Annotated in this window: 15 protein-coding genes and 1 tRNA gene; 12 read left to right on the top strand and 4 right to left on the bottom strand. The window is 43.8% G+C overall.

Annotated elements, in window-relative coordinates:
* Window positions 1-29 precede the first annotated feature (29 nt).
* Window positions 30-704, top strand: coding sequence for a DUF3313 family protein (locus OCU46_RS17595; protein ID WP_141271541.1), 675 nt, complete (start codon window positions 30-32; stop codon window positions 702-704).
* 77 nt (window positions 705-781) lie between these two features.
* Here the strand turns inward: OCU46_RS17595 and OCU46_RS17600 are convergent, their stop codons facing one another.
* The 4 genes from OCU46_RS17600 to xylF all read right to left on the bottom strand — a co-directional run bounded on the left by OCU46_RS17600 (window position 782) and on the right by xylF (window position 6,496).
* A complete protein-coding gene (locus OCU46_RS17600; RefSeq protein ID WP_141271540.1) occupies window positions 782-2,344 on the bottom strand; it encodes a winged helix-turn-helix domain-containing protein in 1,563 nt (520 codons plus the stop codon).
* 358 nt (window positions 2,345-2,702) lie between these two features.
* A complete protein-coding gene (locus OCU46_RS17605) occupies window positions 2,703-3,875 on the bottom strand; it encodes a sugar ABC transporter permease (protein WP_141271539.1) in 1,173 nt (390 codons plus the stop codon).
* Window positions 3,875-5,395, bottom strand: a complete 1,521-nt coding sequence (locus OCU46_RS17610; RefSeq protein ID WP_141271538.1) for a xylose ABC transporter ATP-binding protein — start codon at window positions 5,393-5,395, stop codon at window positions 3,875-3,877. Before OCU46_RS17610 ends, OCU46_RS17605 begins: the two co-directional genes overlap by 1 nt.
* A 111-nt stretch (window positions 5,396-5,506) precedes the next feature.
* Entirely contained in the window at window positions 5,507-6,496 is a 990-nt protein-coding gene (gene xylF / locus OCU46_RS17615; RefSeq protein WP_141271537.1) for a D-xylose ABC transporter substrate-binding protein, read from the bottom strand.
* A 443-nt stretch (window positions 6,497-6,939) separates the two neighbouring features.
* Between xylF and OCU46_RS17620 the strand changes: the two genes are divergently transcribed.
* The 11 genes from OCU46_RS17620 to OCU46_RS17670 all read left to right on the top strand — a co-directional run bounded on the left by OCU46_RS17620 (window position 6,940) and on the right by OCU46_RS17670 (window position 17,309).
* The gene (locus OCU46_RS17620) at window positions 6,940-7,587 is read left to right on the top strand and encodes an HAD family hydrolase (protein WP_141271536.1); all 648 of its coding nucleotides are present in this window, start codon (window positions 6,940-6,942) and stop codon (window positions 7,585-7,587) included.
* 144 nt (window positions 7,588-7,731) lie between these two features.
* A tRNA-Gly gene (locus OCU46_RS17625) sits at window positions 7,732-7,806 on the top strand.
* Between the two features lie 465 nt (window positions 7,807-8,271).
* Window positions 8,272-9,564, top strand: a complete 1,293-nt coding sequence (locus OCU46_RS17630; RefSeq protein WP_167495389.1) for an anaerobic sulfatase maturase — start codon at window positions 8,272-8,274, stop codon at window positions 9,562-9,564.
* A gap of 9 nt (window positions 9,565-9,573) precedes the next feature.
* Complete coding sequence (locus OCU46_RS17635; protein ID WP_141271534.1) at window positions 9,574-10,071, top strand: hypothetical protein; 498 nt, start codon at window positions 9,574-9,576, stop codon at window positions 10,069-10,071.
* 4 nt (window positions 10,072-10,075) lie between these two features.
* Window positions 10,076-11,062, top strand: coding sequence for a tetratricopeptide repeat protein (locus OCU46_RS17640; protein WP_141271533.1), 987 nt, complete (start codon window positions 10,076-10,078; stop codon window positions 11,060-11,062).
* Between the two features lie 4 nt (window positions 11,063-11,066).
* Entirely contained in the window at window positions 11,067-12,032 is a 966-nt protein-coding gene (locus OCU46_RS17645; RefSeq protein ID WP_141271532.1) for an AAA family ATPase, read from the top strand.
* A 14-nt stretch (window positions 12,033-12,046) separates the two neighbouring features.
* Entirely contained in the window at window positions 12,047-12,994 is a 948-nt protein-coding gene (locus OCU46_RS17650; protein ID WP_141271531.1) for a DUF58 domain-containing protein, read from the top strand.
* Window positions 12,995-12,996: 2 nt separating this feature from the next.
* Window positions 12,997-13,473, top strand: coding sequence for a DUF4381 domain-containing protein (locus OCU46_RS17655; protein ID WP_141271530.1), 477 nt, complete (start codon window positions 12,997-12,999; stop codon window positions 13,471-13,473).
* Window positions 13,470-14,483 carry a VWA domain-containing protein gene (locus tag OCU46_RS17660; RefSeq protein WP_141271529.1) on the top strand — a complete coding sequence of 338 codons (1,014 nt, stop codon included), beginning with the start codon at window positions 13,470-13,472 and terminating at the stop codon, window positions 14,481-14,483. Before OCU46_RS17655 ends, OCU46_RS17660 begins: the two co-directional genes overlap by 4 nt.
* Window positions 14,480-16,096, top strand: a complete 1,617-nt coding sequence (locus OCU46_RS17665) for a vWA domain-containing protein (RefSeq protein ID WP_141271528.1) — start codon at window positions 14,480-14,482, stop codon at window positions 16,094-16,096. Before OCU46_RS17660 ends, OCU46_RS17665 begins: the two co-directional genes overlap by 4 nt.
* Window positions 16,080-17,309: a BatD family protein gene (locus OCU46_RS17670; protein WP_141271527.1), complete on the top strand. Its 1,230-nt coding sequence runs from the start codon at window positions 16,080-16,082 to the stop codon at window positions 17,307-17,309. The genes OCU46_RS17665 and OCU46_RS17670 overlap by 17 nt, the downstream gene beginning before the upstream one ends.
* Window positions 17,310-17,381: the final 72 nt, after the last annotated feature.

Below are 17,381 nucleotides of genomic sequence, written 5' to 3' on the forward strand. Positions count from 1 at the left end.
AATACAGAATTTTATTACTAGAGGTTTATATGAAGTTACATCACCTGTTCTTACCATTGTCATTACTTTTTGCTGGTTGTGCTAGTTCACTCCCCAACACTGAAGAAGTGAAAGATATCGATACCAAGCATTACTTTGTGGAGAGTAATTTTGAAGATGGAAATGCCGGCATGTCCTGGATTGTCAAAGGAGCGGATCAATTCGATTTTAATGAGTTTCACTTCCAGAAAGTAAATGTAGATAAAACGGGTGTTGATGCACATGTGACGGGACCAGTAGAACAGGAGTTTTCAGTAAACCTACAAGACAAGTTGTCGCAACGAGTGGAAACGCGACTACCAAGCCATCCAACTAAAATGCTACCGAATCGTGCTATGGACATCAGCGTGACCGTCTATGACATTGAGGATATGCCTGAAAACCTGCGTGTTACTGAAGTGATTCCAGTGGGTACGGTCATTGGCGCGATTAAATACGCTACAGGAGTGAGAGACCGTTCCGTTCGCATGGTGACGAGTGTTGATCTTGTTGATCATCAAAGCAAAGAACTTGTTGCTCGCCGCATCTTTGTCGTTAACGACAATGGTGTACTGGAAAACGACCACTCACCGATCACTCTGGATATGCTAGAAAAGAACGTGGATACCATCACCAGTCAAACCATCGATTTTGTGATGCATGTTGCGTATGACCAGAAAGGTTAATTGAGTTAGGAATGGCGACTATTGAATAGCGTAGAAGAAAGCCTCCATATCTCAAATGAGGATATGGAGGCTGAACATTAGTAAGAATGGATCTTCGCCTCTATATCTTTGAGGTTGCTGTTGAAAAAGAGTTTTCGCGCTAAATCTAAGACAGCGGGTGACCCAGCTTCACGAATCGTCTCGTAGTAGTACTCCTCCGCAGAAGCAGTATTGCCGGAGCTTTCTTCAATCTTTGCATAGAGTACGGTCGAAAACAGACTGTAGTGATGGTTCGGGATCTGCTCTAAATACTCTTTTGCTCGTTTGGGTTCATCAAGAGACAAATAATAAGCCGCAAGCGCATCATAGACTCGATAAGATTCTGGATTCGATTCCATGGCCATAAGACGTGATTTCATTTCTTGGTTAAGCTGCTTAACTTTTTCTTTGGCATTAGGTGGCTGTGTCACGAAGATACTCGCGAGCTCAAAAATGTACTTATCTGACGCGACCAAATGATTGTCTGGCGATATCTCATATGCTTGACTGACACTTTCAATCGCTTCGGCATATTTGACCGTTAAACTGAATCCTAGCGATTCAAGTATGTGATGAAGAGCAGCTTGATTTTCGGGCAATTCACTGACTTGCTCAGCAATGATGGATTTCGGGATATCCAACTTAAATGCATCGAGAAGGTCATCGAGCATGACTTCAATCGTTGAGTGCAGGGCCGTGGATGGCTCAATAACGTAGCTGCGATCTAGGTGTTTAAAACTGGATGTGCGATTGAAGTAAGTCACTTCCAGTGACTTTCTATCGCCACTACTCACCGTCCCGAAAGTAATCACATTTGCGGAGTTAGGTACGTAATTTTCATCAAATACAATCCGATAATCTTTGTAGACTGTTAGGTAATCCAACAGCTTTCTGATGATGCCGATGGTGAAGGGATCTTCGGTTAATCCTTCTTTTAGGTCGACAAAGATATACCTAGGTTCAAGAGAAAGGTAGTGGATCTCTTGTTGATCCGATGCGGTTTGAACTTGCGCTACATCCTCACTTTTCTGATTGGATTGCATAAACAGCATGCCCGCGAGAACAAATACAACAATGGCAAGAATATAGACTAAGGGTGACTTTTTAGGTGCTTGTTCCTGTGAAGGATGAACAACCGCAGGAGCCGGTTTTTCCTCACTTTCTAATGTCTGAACCTCGGCTGTTGGAGGGGATTGCTCTGGTGCGGGTTCCTCTGTTTTTGGCGCTTCACTGACAGGTGGTGTAGGCTCTTTTTCTACGCGGATAGGTGCGGCAACTTTAGGTTTATCAACCTGCTGCTCAATATGGTCTATTTCAAACTTATAACCACGCTTTGGCACAGTGACTATGTAACCCATCGCGTGTCGATTAGGGGCTTTCAGTGTTTTTCTAAGCTCAAATATTGCCTGGGTAATAACTTGGTCTGTCAGGATTGAGCCGTTCCATACCTCGTCGATGAGCTCGTTACGAGAGAATACAGTATTGGGGTTCTGACAAAAAAAGTGCAGAAGTTTAGAAAGGCGATTGTCTAGGGTGAAGGTTTCCCCCTGATAATTGAGTTTGTCTTCGTCTGGGGTAAACACCCAACCATCAAAGCGATACGTCACATACTCTTTATCCATAATATTCTTATTCTATCCATTTAATTGAGAGAGACTAGCGAGTGCTAACGGGTCTTAGTTCCTTTAAATGACCACAGCAGGCGAAAACTGCCATTGTCATTCCTAGTGTACGATTGGCTTAGCTTCAAGCTTGTAATCGGAGAGCCACTGAATGTTCATCACCTAAGGTAGGACTGTAAACATAAATATAGTCAATTAACTGACAATGTCATAAAAAACAGCGAGATAAAGAATGATTAATGGAGAGATTTGTCTTTGAGTGAGCATTGGAAGAAGAATATCAAAGCGATGACTTGTAAGTTGAGTCATATAAGCCTCAAAACATCGCGTTTTGAGGCTTTTTGTTGATGTTAGATTGTTAGCGGCGCTGCTTGGTGGCGCTATCCATCCAAACGGCGAGTAATAGAATTGCCCCTTTAACCACGTATTGCCAGAACGTAGGGACGTCCATCATGCTCATACCGTTGTCCAGTGAGGCCATGATAAAGGCACCAATCACAGCTCCGATAACGGTGCCTACACCGCCGGCCATACTCGCCCCGCCAATTACACAGGCTGCAATAGCGTCGAGTTCTGCGATATTACCTGCAGAGGGAGATCCTGCGCCTAGTCGGGAGCTCAGTATTAAACCGGCAATCGCCACTAAGAAGCCGTTCATCGCATAGACTTTTAGCTTGGTCTTTTCGACATTGATACCAGACAGTCTGGCTGCATCAATATTGCCACCGATAGCATAAATACGGCGACCAAAACGGGTCTTCGACGCCAGTATGGTTCCACCAATTAAAAATATGGTTAACAAGAGTACTGGCGTTGGCACGCCGCGATAGTTGTTCAACACCAAAATCAAAGACAGAACCGCGATACCAATAAAGGAGCTTTTCAGCAATGACGCCCCAGTAGTGCTGGTAGGCAAGTTATATTGAGCTCGATTGATGTTTTGTTTTTTCTGCCATCCAAAGTAGAGCGCAAGACATGCAGTACCTAGGATCAAACTGAACAGGTTGGGTAGGTAGCTCTGGCCAATTAAAGACATCGCCTCTGAAGTAGGTGCTACCGTTGTACCGTCAGTGATACCGATAAGGATACCGCGAAACGCGAGCATACCTGCGAGCGTTACTATGAACGACGGTACTTTACGATACGCAACCCACCAACCATTCCAAGCGCCTAGTAAAAATCCCGCTGTCAGGGTAATCGCTATGGTTAGTGGTAGTGGCAAGCCAAACCATACATCCATAATGGCAGCGCAGCCGCCTAGCAATCCCATCATAGAACCTACAGACAGGTCGATCTCGCCACTGATGATCACAAAGACCATACCAATGGCCAAGATGCCTGTAATTGCGGTTTGTCGGAATAGGTTAGAGATGTTCCTAGGGGTTAAGTAACTCCAATCAGTCATGATGCTAAAGAAAAGCATAATGAACAGGATTGCCCCTGCCATCACTAGCAGTTGCAGGTTCATGCTTTTTAATTTGTCTCGCCAACTCTCGTTATTGATGGCATTGATTTCTTTTGATTGCTCCATTACGCCACTTCTCCTTCAGATAACGCACAATCCATCACGATTTCTTGTGATAGATTTTCATTAATTAGATCGCCTTTAATTCGGCCTTCATGCATTACCAGCACGCGGTCGCTTATTCCAAGTACTTCGGGTAGTTCAGACGATATCATGATGATACTTATGCCTTTTTTTACTAACTGAAACATCAACTTGTAGATTTCGTATTTAGCGCCGACATCAATACCGCGTGTTGGCTCATCGAGAATTAGCACACTTGGATTGATCATTAAAAAGCGCGCTAGGATGGCCTTTTGTTGGTTACCCCCGGATAGATTTTTTATAGCGATTTCCGCATTAGGGGTTTTTACGGTTAATTTTTTGATTGAGTCATCAATAGCATTAGCTTCGGCAGACTCATCAAGAAACCCAAGGCTCTGAAATTGGTCGATTCCAGCTAAAGAAATGTTTTGACCCACGCCCATGATTGGTACGATGCCGTGGCGCTTTCTATCCTCTGGCACCATTGCAATGCCAGCGTTGAGTGCGTCTCTGCTGCTAGAGCAACTAAGCACTTCACCGTTGAGATAAAACGTACCATTGTGCTTACCTTGGTAGCACCCGTACAGGCACTCCATGAGTTCGGTTCGACCTGCGCCTACCAAACCTGAAACGCCCAATATTTCGCCTTGACGTAAGATGAAGCTAGCATTTCTCACCTTAGGTATGGATGAATTTGCCTTATCCCATGCATTGATATTTTTCGCCTCTAAAACGACCTCTCCAATATCATGTGGCTCTTTGGGAAATAGCTGTTTCATTTCACGACCTACCATCATGGTGATGATGTCATCGGTGGACATTTCTGCCGCTTTGCGTGTGCCGATATGTGTACCGTCTCTGATCACGCAGATTTGATCTGAAATCGCTTTCACTTCCCCTAATTTGTGAGAGATGTAAATACAGCTCACCCCAGAGGAACGCAGATCTTTGACCAGCTCAAGTAAGATATCGGTTTCGGACTCTGTAAGGGGAGCGGTAGGCTCATCAAGAACGAGCAGCTTTGCATTCTTTGACAGTGCTTTCGCAATCTCAACTAATTGTTGCTGTCCTACACCTAGGTCTTCGACCTTTGTTTCAGGAGATACCGAAAGCTTTACTTTCTTTAATAAAAGCTCGGCTTCGTAGTGCATGAGTTCAAAATCCAACAGCCCGTATTTCGTTAGCTCTGCACCTAAAAATAGATTTTCTAGAATTGATAGTTCTTTAACTAAGGTGAGCTCTTGGTGAATGATGGCAATACCAAGGGCCTCGGTATCTGCAATGCTTTTTGGCTGTATATTTTCGCCGTTATAAGTGATTGTGCCCTCGAACTCACCATGAGGATAAATCCCACACAGCACTTTCACTAAGGTTGATTTACCTGAACCATTTTCTCCACATAAAGAGAGAATCTCGCCTTTTTCTAGGCGAATACTGACACCATCTAATGCCTTTACTGGTCCAAAGCATTTGACGATGTTTTTCATTTCTAACAGGGACATCTTGTACCTCTAACCATTCCAAGATCCATCCTGTGCTATTCCCTTAGCAACGAATAGATGACAAATCTAGTAATTGCGCCAAGCTAGGCTTGGCGCTAATTTCGCTATGGTTTACTGCGTATAAACATCAGATTCTTTGTGGAACTTGTCCGCAATGACGGTTGTTTTGACGTTGGTTCTATTTACTGGAATAGGCTCTAGTAGGAAAGAAGGAACATCTTTGATGCCGTTGTTGATAGAGAAGTTAGATGTTGGAGCTTGGTCTTCGCCTAGCTCTACTGCAATCTCAGCTGCGCGAGTCGCAAGGGTTGAGATAGGTTTGTAAATGGTCATGGTTTGTGTGCCATCAACAATACGGCGGATAGCCGCAAGGTCAGCATCTTGTCCAGAGATAGCGACTTTTCCTGCCAGTCCTTGTGCGTCAAGAGCTTGAATTGCGCCACCTGCAGTTGCGTCATTGGAAGCTACAACCACATCAATTTCATTTTGATTAGCGGTTAGGGCATTTTCCATGATTTTCAGAGCATTCTCTGCTAACCAGTAATCAACCCACTGGTCGCCAACAACCTTGATATCGCCAGAATCAATCTTAGGTTGTAGAACGTTCATTTGTCCTTGGCGGAAAAGTTTTGCGTTGTTATCGGTAGGAGAGCCGCCCATTAGGAAGTAGTTGCCGGTAGGTTGTGCTTCCACAAGAGCTTTAGCTTGTAGCTCGCCAACTTTTTCATTATCAAAAGAAAGATAGAAGTCGATCTCAGCGTTATTGATCAGGCGGTCATACGCAAGAACATTGATACCGTCACGCTTTGCTTCCTTAATAACGTTGGAAAGTACCTCGCCATTAGTTGGAATGATGACAAGCACATCCACACCACGAGAGATCATGTTTTCAACTTGGGAAATCTGCGTTTGTTCGTTCCCGTTTGCAGACTGAACGTATACTTTTGCCCCTAATTCTTCGGCGCGATCCACAAACATATCGCGGTCTTTTTGCCATCGTTCAAGCCTAAGATCATCGATGACCATGCCAATTTTAACCTGAGCAAAAGCAGGAGTGGCGAAGCCAATGATTAGAGCGCATAACATTATTATTTTTTTCATTACACTGTCCTTTGATTCACGTTTATTATTGAAATTCATTATATTTCGAATTCCATATATATTTTAAATCAATAGGTTGCTTGCTTCTTTTGTCTGAATTGAAAATACGTTTATGTTTTTTGGTATTTGTTTTGAATTGTGATGGTGTTTAAAATGCGTGCTACTTGTTTGATATTTGTGCTGATTGAGATCACTGAAATTGGTTCTAATTTCATCTTGAATGTGATCTTTAAACATCGGTAAGAACGGAAAAACAGTGTCAATATGACTATTTGGCTATCGATCCAAGAAAAAGTACTCAAGGAGAGTAGATCTACTAGTACACCCCAAAAAGCGAATAGATGGAGCTTTGTCGTAATTTTCTAAACTCGGGGCTTAAATGATTCATAAGCTAACGTAAAATAGACTGATAAGCTTTGGCAGAAAGAGTAGAGGAAAAGACAATGTTGAAAGCCGTACTGTTTGATATGGATGGCCTCATCTTCGACACTGAATCTGTATACAAGAAAAGTTGGCAGTTTGCCGCGCAAGAGCAAGGATTGAGTATCACCGATGATTTTTATCAGCAGTTCATCGGCGTTCAAGACACAGAGTGCGAACGTATTCTCGCAGAACACTTTGGTTCAAAAATGGATATGACACGTTATTGCTTGGTGAGAGACAAGCACTTCCATGCTCTGAGAGAGAAAGGCATTGCGTATAAACCTGGCTATGACGCTCTGTTCAACGCGATTAAGCAACGCGGTTTAAAAATGGCTATCGTGACTTCCTCACATCTACCAGAGGTGAAACATAACTTTCGAGATAGTGAGTATCTCGCGGGTTATGATTTAGTGATTACGGCTGAAGATGTCACGCGCGGTAAGCCTAATCCAGATTGTTATCTAATGGCTTGCCAGAGGTTAGGATTGAAACCAGAGCAATGTTTAGTACTAGAAGATTCCAATAATGGGGTACAAGCGGGACTTGATGCAGGTTGTCATGTGGTAATGATTCCTGACTTATTGCCTCCAAAAGAAGATTTTTTGCATAAAGCAAAGGTTCTAAAGCAACTGGATGAAGTGATCGTCCTACTAGAAAGCAGCTATTAAAGACTAGGTGAATATGAGATAACGCCTTGTGTTCGCATGGTTTTTGCTCATTTAGGGTAAAAAGCGCGCGAACGCTCATAAACAGTGAAATTAAGGCTTTTAATTTCTCATCGTTATGGCATATTAAATGCGTCTACACGATGTGCGTGCATCGTATAATGGCTATTACCTCAGCCTTCCAAGCTGATGATGCGGGTTCGATTCCCGCTGCACGCTCCAATCATCTTCTCTATGTTTTACTTCCTATTATATTGAATTTACACGCTTCATTGCGTGATTTGTCACGTCTGGAATTCACGATTTTTGATGTAGCTAACCTATGCGTGGTCAATTGATGGGAAGATCGGAGTTACTTGACTTAACTCCATCGATTTAAGCAACAAAGCCGATGAACGTCGAAATGCTAAATATTGCTTAAACAAGTGTCCCGTCTGTCGTGTGCATATCACTCTTGGGAACGCAAAGTTACTCTCTCCTGTTCTAATTCTCTATTCATTCTCTTGCAGTATTAATACTGATTACACTCTTTCTTCCTTATTGAATACTACTCCCGAATTAACGAGTTCTTAGTTTAACTATTTCAAGTTTTGATTCGTCCTTTTTATCTCGGGCTCCACGCTTGGGCCCGAGTCTTTTATGGAAAGCCATCTCACATTGAACGTGATTGAGAGAGTGAGTATTACCATGTCCAGATTATTGTCTTCATACCAACCTAATGAACCTAGCAAACGTATGAATATCATGACTAAACCTATTGGTTCGGCATGCAACATCGATTGCACCTATTGCTATTACCTAAGCAAAGAAGAGCTTTTAGGTCACCAGTCTGGGTGCGGTACTCAAATGTCTGAAGAGATGTTGGAGGCTTACATCAAGTCTTACATTGAAAAACAAAATCACTCTGAGATCATTTTTCATTGGCAAGGCGGTGAGCCTACATTGTTGGGAGTCAATTTCTTTCGTGATGTGGTGCGTCTACAAAAAAAGTATCGACCAAATGGTGTCACCATTGAGAATAACCTGCAGACAAATGGCACCTTGCTTAACGACGAGTGGGGCAAATTTTTAAGCAAGAATAACTTCATGGTGGGTCTGAGTATCGATGGGCCCGAGATGATTCACAATACTTATCGAACCAATCGCGCTGGTCGTGGAACATTTCGACAAACGATGAAGGGCGTTGAGGTACTGCATAAGCACAACGTGAACTTTGCGACTTTAACTTGTGTTAACAACATTAGTGGTGCAAACCCACTGCAAGTGTATCGCTTTCTTCGTGATGAGGTACGTTCACCTCAGATGCAATTTATCCCCATCGTAGAACCAAAATCATTCCGTGATACCGCTCCGCAGCATTGGCCTGATAGCGAAGTACTCTTTCAAGGCATGCCTGAAACTGAGCCAAATCATCCCAACTCAATTGTTGAAGCGTGGTGCGTTTCACCTTCGCAATGGGGAACATTCTTGTGCACGGTTTTTGATGAATGGCTTGAGAATGACATCGGCAAAATTAACGTACCGTATTTCGAAGCCTGTGTAGAAACGTGGATGGGCAGGGTGAACCCACTTTGTACTTTAGCGCCTATGTGTGGCAAGGGCTTGGCGATAGAACACAATGGTGATGTATTTGCATGTGACCATTATGTTTATCCCCAATATAAGCTTGGAAATATTAAGGATGAAGCCCTAGATGATATGCAGTTTTCTGCAGGGCAAGAAGAGTTTGGCCGTGCAAAGGAAGCTAGTTTGCCCAAACAATGTCGCCAATGTACTTATCAATTTGCATGTTTTGGAGAGTGTCCTAAAAATCGCTTCACCAAAACACTCGAGGGTGAAGTCGGACTCAATTATCTTTGCGCGGGTTGGAAACAGTTTTTCTCTCATATTGATCCCTACATCTCAATGATCGTTGCCACTATGGGTTACCCAATACACAAAGGGGTGAACTCAGAAGCAATGCAGATCAAATTTAAGTAAGGATAGATTATGAAACATTTATATAAAATCGCGTTGGTTTGTGTTGTTTTTGCCTTCAACAGTGTTGCTTCTGAGGTAGATGGGCTATTTCCAGAGGTTAGGGTGAATCACTTCATAGACCTCGCGTTCTCAGAGAAGTCAGATACTTACACCGAGTACGCTATCTTGTTCAACTTTTGTCAACAAAGAGCGGAACATGCGGATTGCAAACAGCCATTTCAGGATGCGGAAAGTCGCTACAAGGTTGCGGAAGCGAATCATAAAGTTTTATTGATGGTCGCAAGTACCGATATGAAAACCTTGGAGATGCCATTGGCAGGTGAGCATGAGCTTACCCAGTTGCTAGCGAAGCAGGGTTACCTTGATGAAACCTCACAAACTACGACCTTGCTTAGCGCACTTAATTTGTGGCTTAAAGACAATAGCCTGCCACCTACAGACAAAGTTTATTTTCTGCATAGTCTAATGGTAAAAGTGGATAGCGCTTCTTCAGAGCAGGCACTATAACGTTATGTGGGGAACTAACCTATTACGTCTGTGTGTTGTTGGCCTTACTTTTATATTGCCAATGCAAACTGCTTATTCTTCGTCACTAGACGATCAAGAAATGTCTCTCGCTCGCTTATCGCAAAATGAATCTATAGATCTTGCTACACGAACTGAAGCGACACGACTTTTAGGGCAGTTTTCCGGCCCTAATGCGCTTATTGCTATCGGGCGCGCGTCGCGTCACCACGAACCGCTAATGCGATTAGCTGCGATTCAAGCTGCAGCACAGTGGAATGGCCCAGCTCGTTGGGATCTTGTTTCTCCTTTGCTGGACGACTCAGACGAGTTGGTCAACTCAACGGCTGTCATGGTCTTGATTCCCCAATGGTCTCAAATGACCAAAGTCTATCGCGACAAGCTCTTTCCCTTTGCTGAACGTTACTTGTCGAATCTGCCAGATGACCTTGAAGGACAACTCATCGCGGCCTGGGCAGAGCAAAATATGGGTGATATTGATGCTGCCGAATCTCGCTTAAACAAGTTATATCAACAGGGCAAGGACGTTAGAGTCGTGCTTGGGTATAGCAAAGTATTGCTCGCCAATCATAAACCAAAGAAAGCTCAGTTATTGCTCGAAGATAACCTAGATCATGTGGACGACTCGGCCACTCTTTATCACCAATTGGGTAATGTATTGCTGATAAATGGCGAACTTGAGGCTTCTTCACATGCTTATCAAATGGCTTACCAGCTTGATCCTAGCATTGATCATTATGCTTTAGATTACGCTCTTTCTATTCAAAATGACCACCCTCAAGTATCGATAAACATCTTTGAAAAGCTCTATGCAGAGTCAAAGAGTCCTCAGTATTTATATGCAGAATGTGAAGTGATGCTTGTGCAAAATCTCCCAGCAAAAGAGTGTTTAGCTGAACTCTCACGGGTTACATCACAACAAGTGGCGAATGAGCTTTTAGAAAAAACGCAGTCACAGTTAAAGAAAGATTGAGTCAATTATGCAAAGCAATCAACAAATCAAGATGCTCATAGAGCAGTTAAATGAAGTGGTTATCGGTCAAGAGCATGTGGTTAAGGCTATGGTCATCGCATTGCTCACTGATGGACACGTGTTACTTGAAGGGTTACCTGGCACAGCTAAGACACGAGCGGTCAAATCTCTTTCCAGTGCCCTTGGCCTTGCATTCAGTCGAATTCAGTTTACCCCCGATATGCTGCCTTCTGATATTACTGGCTCCCAGAGTTTTGATAAACATAGTGGCGACCTAGTCTTTCAAGCTGGCCCTATCTTTAACTGCATGGTGCTTGCTGATGAGATAAATCGTGCTCCAGCAAAAGTACAAGCGGCATTGCTCGAGGCAATGGCTGAAGGCACGGTTTCTGCTGGTGGTGAATCTATGGTGCTGCCAGAACCCTTTATGGTTTTGGCGACTCAAAACCCAGTTGAGCAAGAGGGCACTTACCCTCTGCCCGAGGCCCAGATGGACAGATTCTTAATGAAGGTTGATGTCGACTATCCAGATGTCGATGCGGAAAAGGCCATCATTCGTTTAGTGCGAGAAGAAGCTTTAAACACAAGGTTGCAGATGAATACCGAGCGTTCACCTCTTACTTTGAATGCTTCAATGATATCTGAAGCGAAAGCTTCAGTGAGAAAAATACATGTCTCTGAGGCGGTAGAACAATACATAGCAGACCTAGTTGTCGCGACTCGTACCAAGGGTGTGTGTTCTGATTGGATAGAAGTCGGCGCAAGTCCTAGGGCATCAATTGCACTGGACAAGTGTGCCAGAGCACATGCTTGGCTAGAAGGTCGAGATTATGTGACTCCTGACGATGTGCGATTAGTCGCGATGCCAGTGCTTGGTCATCGAGTCATGTTGAGTTATGAGGCCATTTCAGGAGGTGTTACACAGCGTGATGCTGTGCAGCGCCTGTTGTGTGATGTTCATTTAACGTAAAGGCTTGATTGATCATGGAAAGTACCTCAAATCAACAAATGTTAGATGCGCGCATTGTGACATCCTATCAACGCTTAATTGGGCTTCGCGAGCAAGGGAAACGCTTGAACATTCCGACTATGCGCAAACCGCTTAGTCGACTGAGTGGCAAGAATGTGTCTGCTTTTCGTGGCCGAGGAATGACCTTCGAAGAATTTCGTGAATATCAACTTGGGGATGATGTACGTGCTATCGATTGGAACGTCTCACAAAGAACGGGTGAGCCTCACGTTCGACTTTACTCTGAAGAAAAAGAGAAGCCCGTAATCATCTGTATCGACCAGCGTCAGTCTATGTTTTTTGCGACCTTAGATACCATGAAGTCTGTAGTGGCAGCAGAAGTGGCTGCAACTTTAATGTGGAGCGCCGTAAAGCATGGTGAGCGTGTTGGAGCTTTGCTGTTAGACAGCGATAGTGAGCGCTGGTTTACACCAAAACGAAGCCCTTGGTATGTCAGTTCAATCTTAAGAGAGCTTGAGCAGATGAACAATAATCTAGCCCATACATCAACATCGTCAAGTACCAAACAAACAGACATATTCTTATCGTTATCAAGGCTTGATCAGCAAAACATCAAGGGCGCGACCATAGTGCTGATTAGTGATTTCTCTGGTGATGTTGATCTTTGGCAAAGCAGCCTTAAGCGGTTGGGGCGTAGAAATGACATCGTCGGGGTTTCTATACATGATCCAATGGAGCGCTCCTTCACGGTAGAAGAAAAATGGGTATTCGGAAACAAACAGGGACAAGTGTCAGTCGATAAGCAGCATGGCCATGCTATATCCCTTTTTCACGACAAGAAAAAAGCAGAGAGGCAGGTGCTCGCAAAAGCATTGCGTCAATCTAATTTGCCACTGGTTCAGCTAACAACATCAGGTAATCACCTTGATGAATTGTTTGTGCAGTTTGCAACGGGAAGATAGGCATGTCTAAAAATAATCTACTACTCGCAGATCTAGTGGATCCAGTTTCACCAAGCGCAATTTCTTGGTTCCCACAAACGACAGCTTGGAAATTGTTGTTTATGGTTGTGTGTTTATTCACCGTTTATGTTCTTTGCAAAAGCTGGCTGAATTATCGACGTAACAAATACAGGCGTGACGCATTGAAGGCGATAGCTCATGTTGAACAATCCGACCTTTTTCAGGCCTCTAAAACGTTGAACAGTATTTTGCGCCAGGTAGTTTTTGCCCAATATGCTGGATTAAGCTCGGCAAATGTTATGGGGACTCAATGGTTAGAGTTTCTAGATAGCAAAAGCCCTAAAACACAGTTTTCTTCAGATCTGGGGATTAAATGGGTAAGTAGTTTGTATGAACCTAAAGGGCGCTATCAGTGGTCGGTTCAAGAGTTCAAGGCATTGTATCAACAGGTTCACACTTGGTTGGAAACACACCAATGAATACTGGGCTTAGCTTTGATTTTATTTGGGCGTTATTGCTGCTCCCACTTCCGCTGCTGGTGGTAAAACTTGCTCCTGCTCACAATACCTATCTGCCTGCATTGAGTGCACCGTTTTATGCTGATCTCGCCAGCCATCTGGGCTTAAAAGTCGGTTCTGGAGCCACCAGAATTGACCCCACTCCGTGGCAAAAAATGTCAATTTCTATTAGTTGGGTGTTACTGGTTGTGGCTGCGGCTCATCCAGTGATTCTTAGTGAGCCTCAAACAAGAGAGCTTGAGGGGCGGAATTTATTGGTTGTGACCGATATATCAGGCTCTATGTCGACGATGGACTTTGCAGATACGAATGGCAAAAAAATCAGTCGTTGGCAGGCCGCTGTGGGTGTATTAGAAGAATTCTCCGCAAACCGCAAAGGTGACAGACTAGGGCTGATTGTCTTTGGAGAGAATGCATACTTACAAGCGCCGTTTACTTCCGATCATGAAGCGTGGTTATCGTTATTACGAGAGTTAGAAATTGGGCAAGCAGGACAGGGTACTCACTTAGGGGATGCCATTGGCTTGGGCATTAAGGTGTTTGACGCTCAACCGAGCGATGATCAACAGCGAGTGATGATTGTGTTAACGGACGGAAATGACACTGATAGCTTAGTGCCTCCATTGGAGGCGGCGAGAGTGGCAGAGTATAAAAAGGTACGCGTTTATATTGCGGTCATGGGTGACCCCAAAACGGAAGGCGATAATGCAATAGATATGGAGCGTATTCGTAATATTGCTGATATCACGGGAGGGCAAGCTTACCTTGCGGCATCTCGTGATGAGCTGAGTCAGGTTTATACCCAGATCGCAAAACTCGAACCCCTGTTATTTGACAGTTTTAGTTATCAGTCGAAGACCTCACTGCATTACCTACTGGTGTTGATAGTGTTGATACAACATATAGCGATGATGGGTATCTATCGCCTAAAAACTTGGTCAACTAAAGATAAGTCAGAGGTAAATCCATGAGTGTATTTGATGGTTTATCTCAGTTTCACTTTCTACGCCCTTGGGCTCTGTGTTTGATAGTGCCATTTGCAGTGTTGGTTATCTCTAAATTATATAGTGATAATCAACAAAGCCGTTGGATAAAGCGTTTACCTCCACATTTAGCCAATGCGCTGCTACTCAAGAAAAAACGCTGGACGAGTCAACTACCCTTGAAATTACTAGCAGTGATAGGTTTATTAGCGGTGATCATTGTGAGTGGCCCAACTTGGTATCGTCAGGCTTCTCCGTTTGCAGAAGATGCGTCTCCATTAATCGTAGTACTCGATGTCTCTGAGACCATGTTGGAAAAAGATGTTCCGCCTAGTCGATTGTTTATGGCAAAACAGAAGATTCGTCAGTTATTGAAAGAGCACAGAACAACAGGTTCAAGCGCATTGGTCATCTATTCAGGCAGTGCACATATAGCCTCACCGTTAACTCAAGACCGCTCAGTGTTTGCCCCTATTCTTGATTCGACTTCGCTAGAGGTGATGCCAAGAAAAGGGAAGTTTGCCCAATATACGATTCCTGTATTCAATCAACTATTAAAAGATCAACCGCAAAGTGGCACAGTGCTGTTGGTTACTGATGACTTGAACTTACCTGCAGTAGAGTCCTACCGGCGCTATTTTCAATCTTCGTCACACCAATTGCTTGTGTACGGCGTCGGCAGAACAGGTGAATATGGACCGTTTTCCCTCAATGAAAAAGTGCTAAAAGACGTGGCATCTTCAGCTAATGGTCGATATGTGTCGATGGAGGTGGATAATTCAGATCTTCAGAAAATTAATCGATACATTGAAACACACCAGTCTCTAACCTCTGATTCAGCCCAGCCTTGGGTTGATGTTGGGTATTATTTAATTTGGCCTGTGTTGCTGGCTTATTTGATGTGGTTTAGAAGAGGTTGGTTGGTACAGTGGTTATGGGGAGGGCTCATTATCCTTCCTATTATTTTGCCTAACACCGCAGAGGCAAACTCGTGGAACATGATGGATGTTTTTCTGACAAAAGATCAGCAAGGTCGTTGGTTATTTGAGCATGATGAGCCGCTACAAGCAGGGAATACTTTTAGTGATAGCCATTGGAAGGCGTATAGCTTTTATATCGGGGGAGAGTACAAAAAATCCCAGCAATATTACCTACTCGATGATACTTTGCCTGGTCATCTTGGGCTTGCCGCTTCATTGGCACATCAAAGAGAGTATGTCGCCGCTCGCAGGCAGTATGAAGAGATACTAAAGCGATATCCTGACAATTTGGATGCCAAGAATAACCTTGATTTAATGAAGCGAATTATCGTCCAGATTGATCAGTTTACTGAGAGTCAGACGGGTAACACCGAACGCCAAAACAGCCGAGAACTGGAGCAGCAACCGAAAACCAGTGATGGCGTAGAACAGCAAGTAGATCAAGAACAATTGGTAGAGAAAAAGCTGATGGCAGATGAACTGTTGTCAGATCCTCAAGTGCATGAGCGGTGGATGAGAAGAGTCCAAGGCGATCTTGCTAATTTTATGGCATCAAAATTTGCCACTCAATTAGAGAGGGGAGTAGCGACGCAGGAGTTCTGGAATGAAGATGCGAACTAGATGCTTGATATTGTCTATTCTGTTTAGTCTTGTTACCGGATTTAGTCATACTGCTGTGGCAGATGGTCAGCGCCCCAATGTCATAGTAAAAACATGGATTGCTGAAGACCAACCTGTATCCGTTAGGCAAAAAGTCACCGTGATGGTGCAAATTATGACGGATACATGGTTTATCAAAGGTACGCAGATACATGATATCGAAGTGCCTAATGCTCTCGTATTGGGTAAAAGTGCATTTGCAGAGAACTCTACAGTAAGAAACCAAGGACAGATGTACACTAGTCAAACTTGGGAAATAGTCCTCTATCCTTTAACTGCGGGGGATTATGTCATACCAAACATGACTATCGAGTATCAGGTGAAAGGCGCGATAGCGAATACCTTTGTAACCAAGGAGCTTACCTTTACGGCGCATCAACCTTCGGCACAAATGCACGATAGTCTCCCATGGCTAGTTAGCCCACAGACTGAGGTTTTCCAAACGTGGGAGGTCACAAGTACTCGGCAAGAGGTTGAGAAGGGCGTGAGTGACGAATTTCTTGCAATAGGGGATGTGATTCAGCGAACGGTGAACATTGAAGCGCTAGATACAACAGTCATGCTTTTACCAGAACTCAATGTACAGAGCTCCGCCTCCTACAACGCCTACTCACATGTTCTACAGTCAAATGACAAGATTCATCGGGGAGTACATACCGCCTATCGCACTCAAAAGCTCACTTACCAAGTAACTGAGGCAGGCCAAGTAGTTATCCCTCATATTGAATTATTAATATGGGATCCTGTGACTCAAAATATGACGAGTAAAGCCCTGCATGGTCGTACCTTTCCAGTCCGTCATACCTTAAAATCTTGGTTGATGAGTCATTGGCTAACTCTGCTGATGGTCAGCACAATTACTAGCCTTATCAGTATCATACTTGTGCTAGGCTATAATCGATTTCAAGTGTTAAAGGCTCATGGCGCGCTACCTTTAAGTTGGTACTATTTTTCTGCCTTACAACAGAAGGATCACGCCAGATGTGAAAGTCTGCTTTATCGCTATTATTTGGATAGAAAGGGACTGCTTTCCTTGCAAGTTAGTCGTTCTAAGACTGATAAACAATGCCGTATCGCTCAGTTGCAACAAACTCGATATGGAAAAGAGGCAAATGAGGAATGGCTCTCGATGCGTTTCTTTTTAGTTCTATGGTTAACGAAAAATAGTCGATGAGACTTCACCGGAATCCCGCAGTAAAGCGTTGACTACCCCTGCAATTTGATTGGATTTGGTATTAAAGGAGAG

It is taken from the genome of Vibrio comitans (assembly GCA_024346835.1).
Taxonomy (GTDB): domain Bacteria; phylum Pseudomonadota; class Gammaproteobacteria; order Enterobacterales; family Vibrionaceae; genus Vibrio; species Vibrio comitans.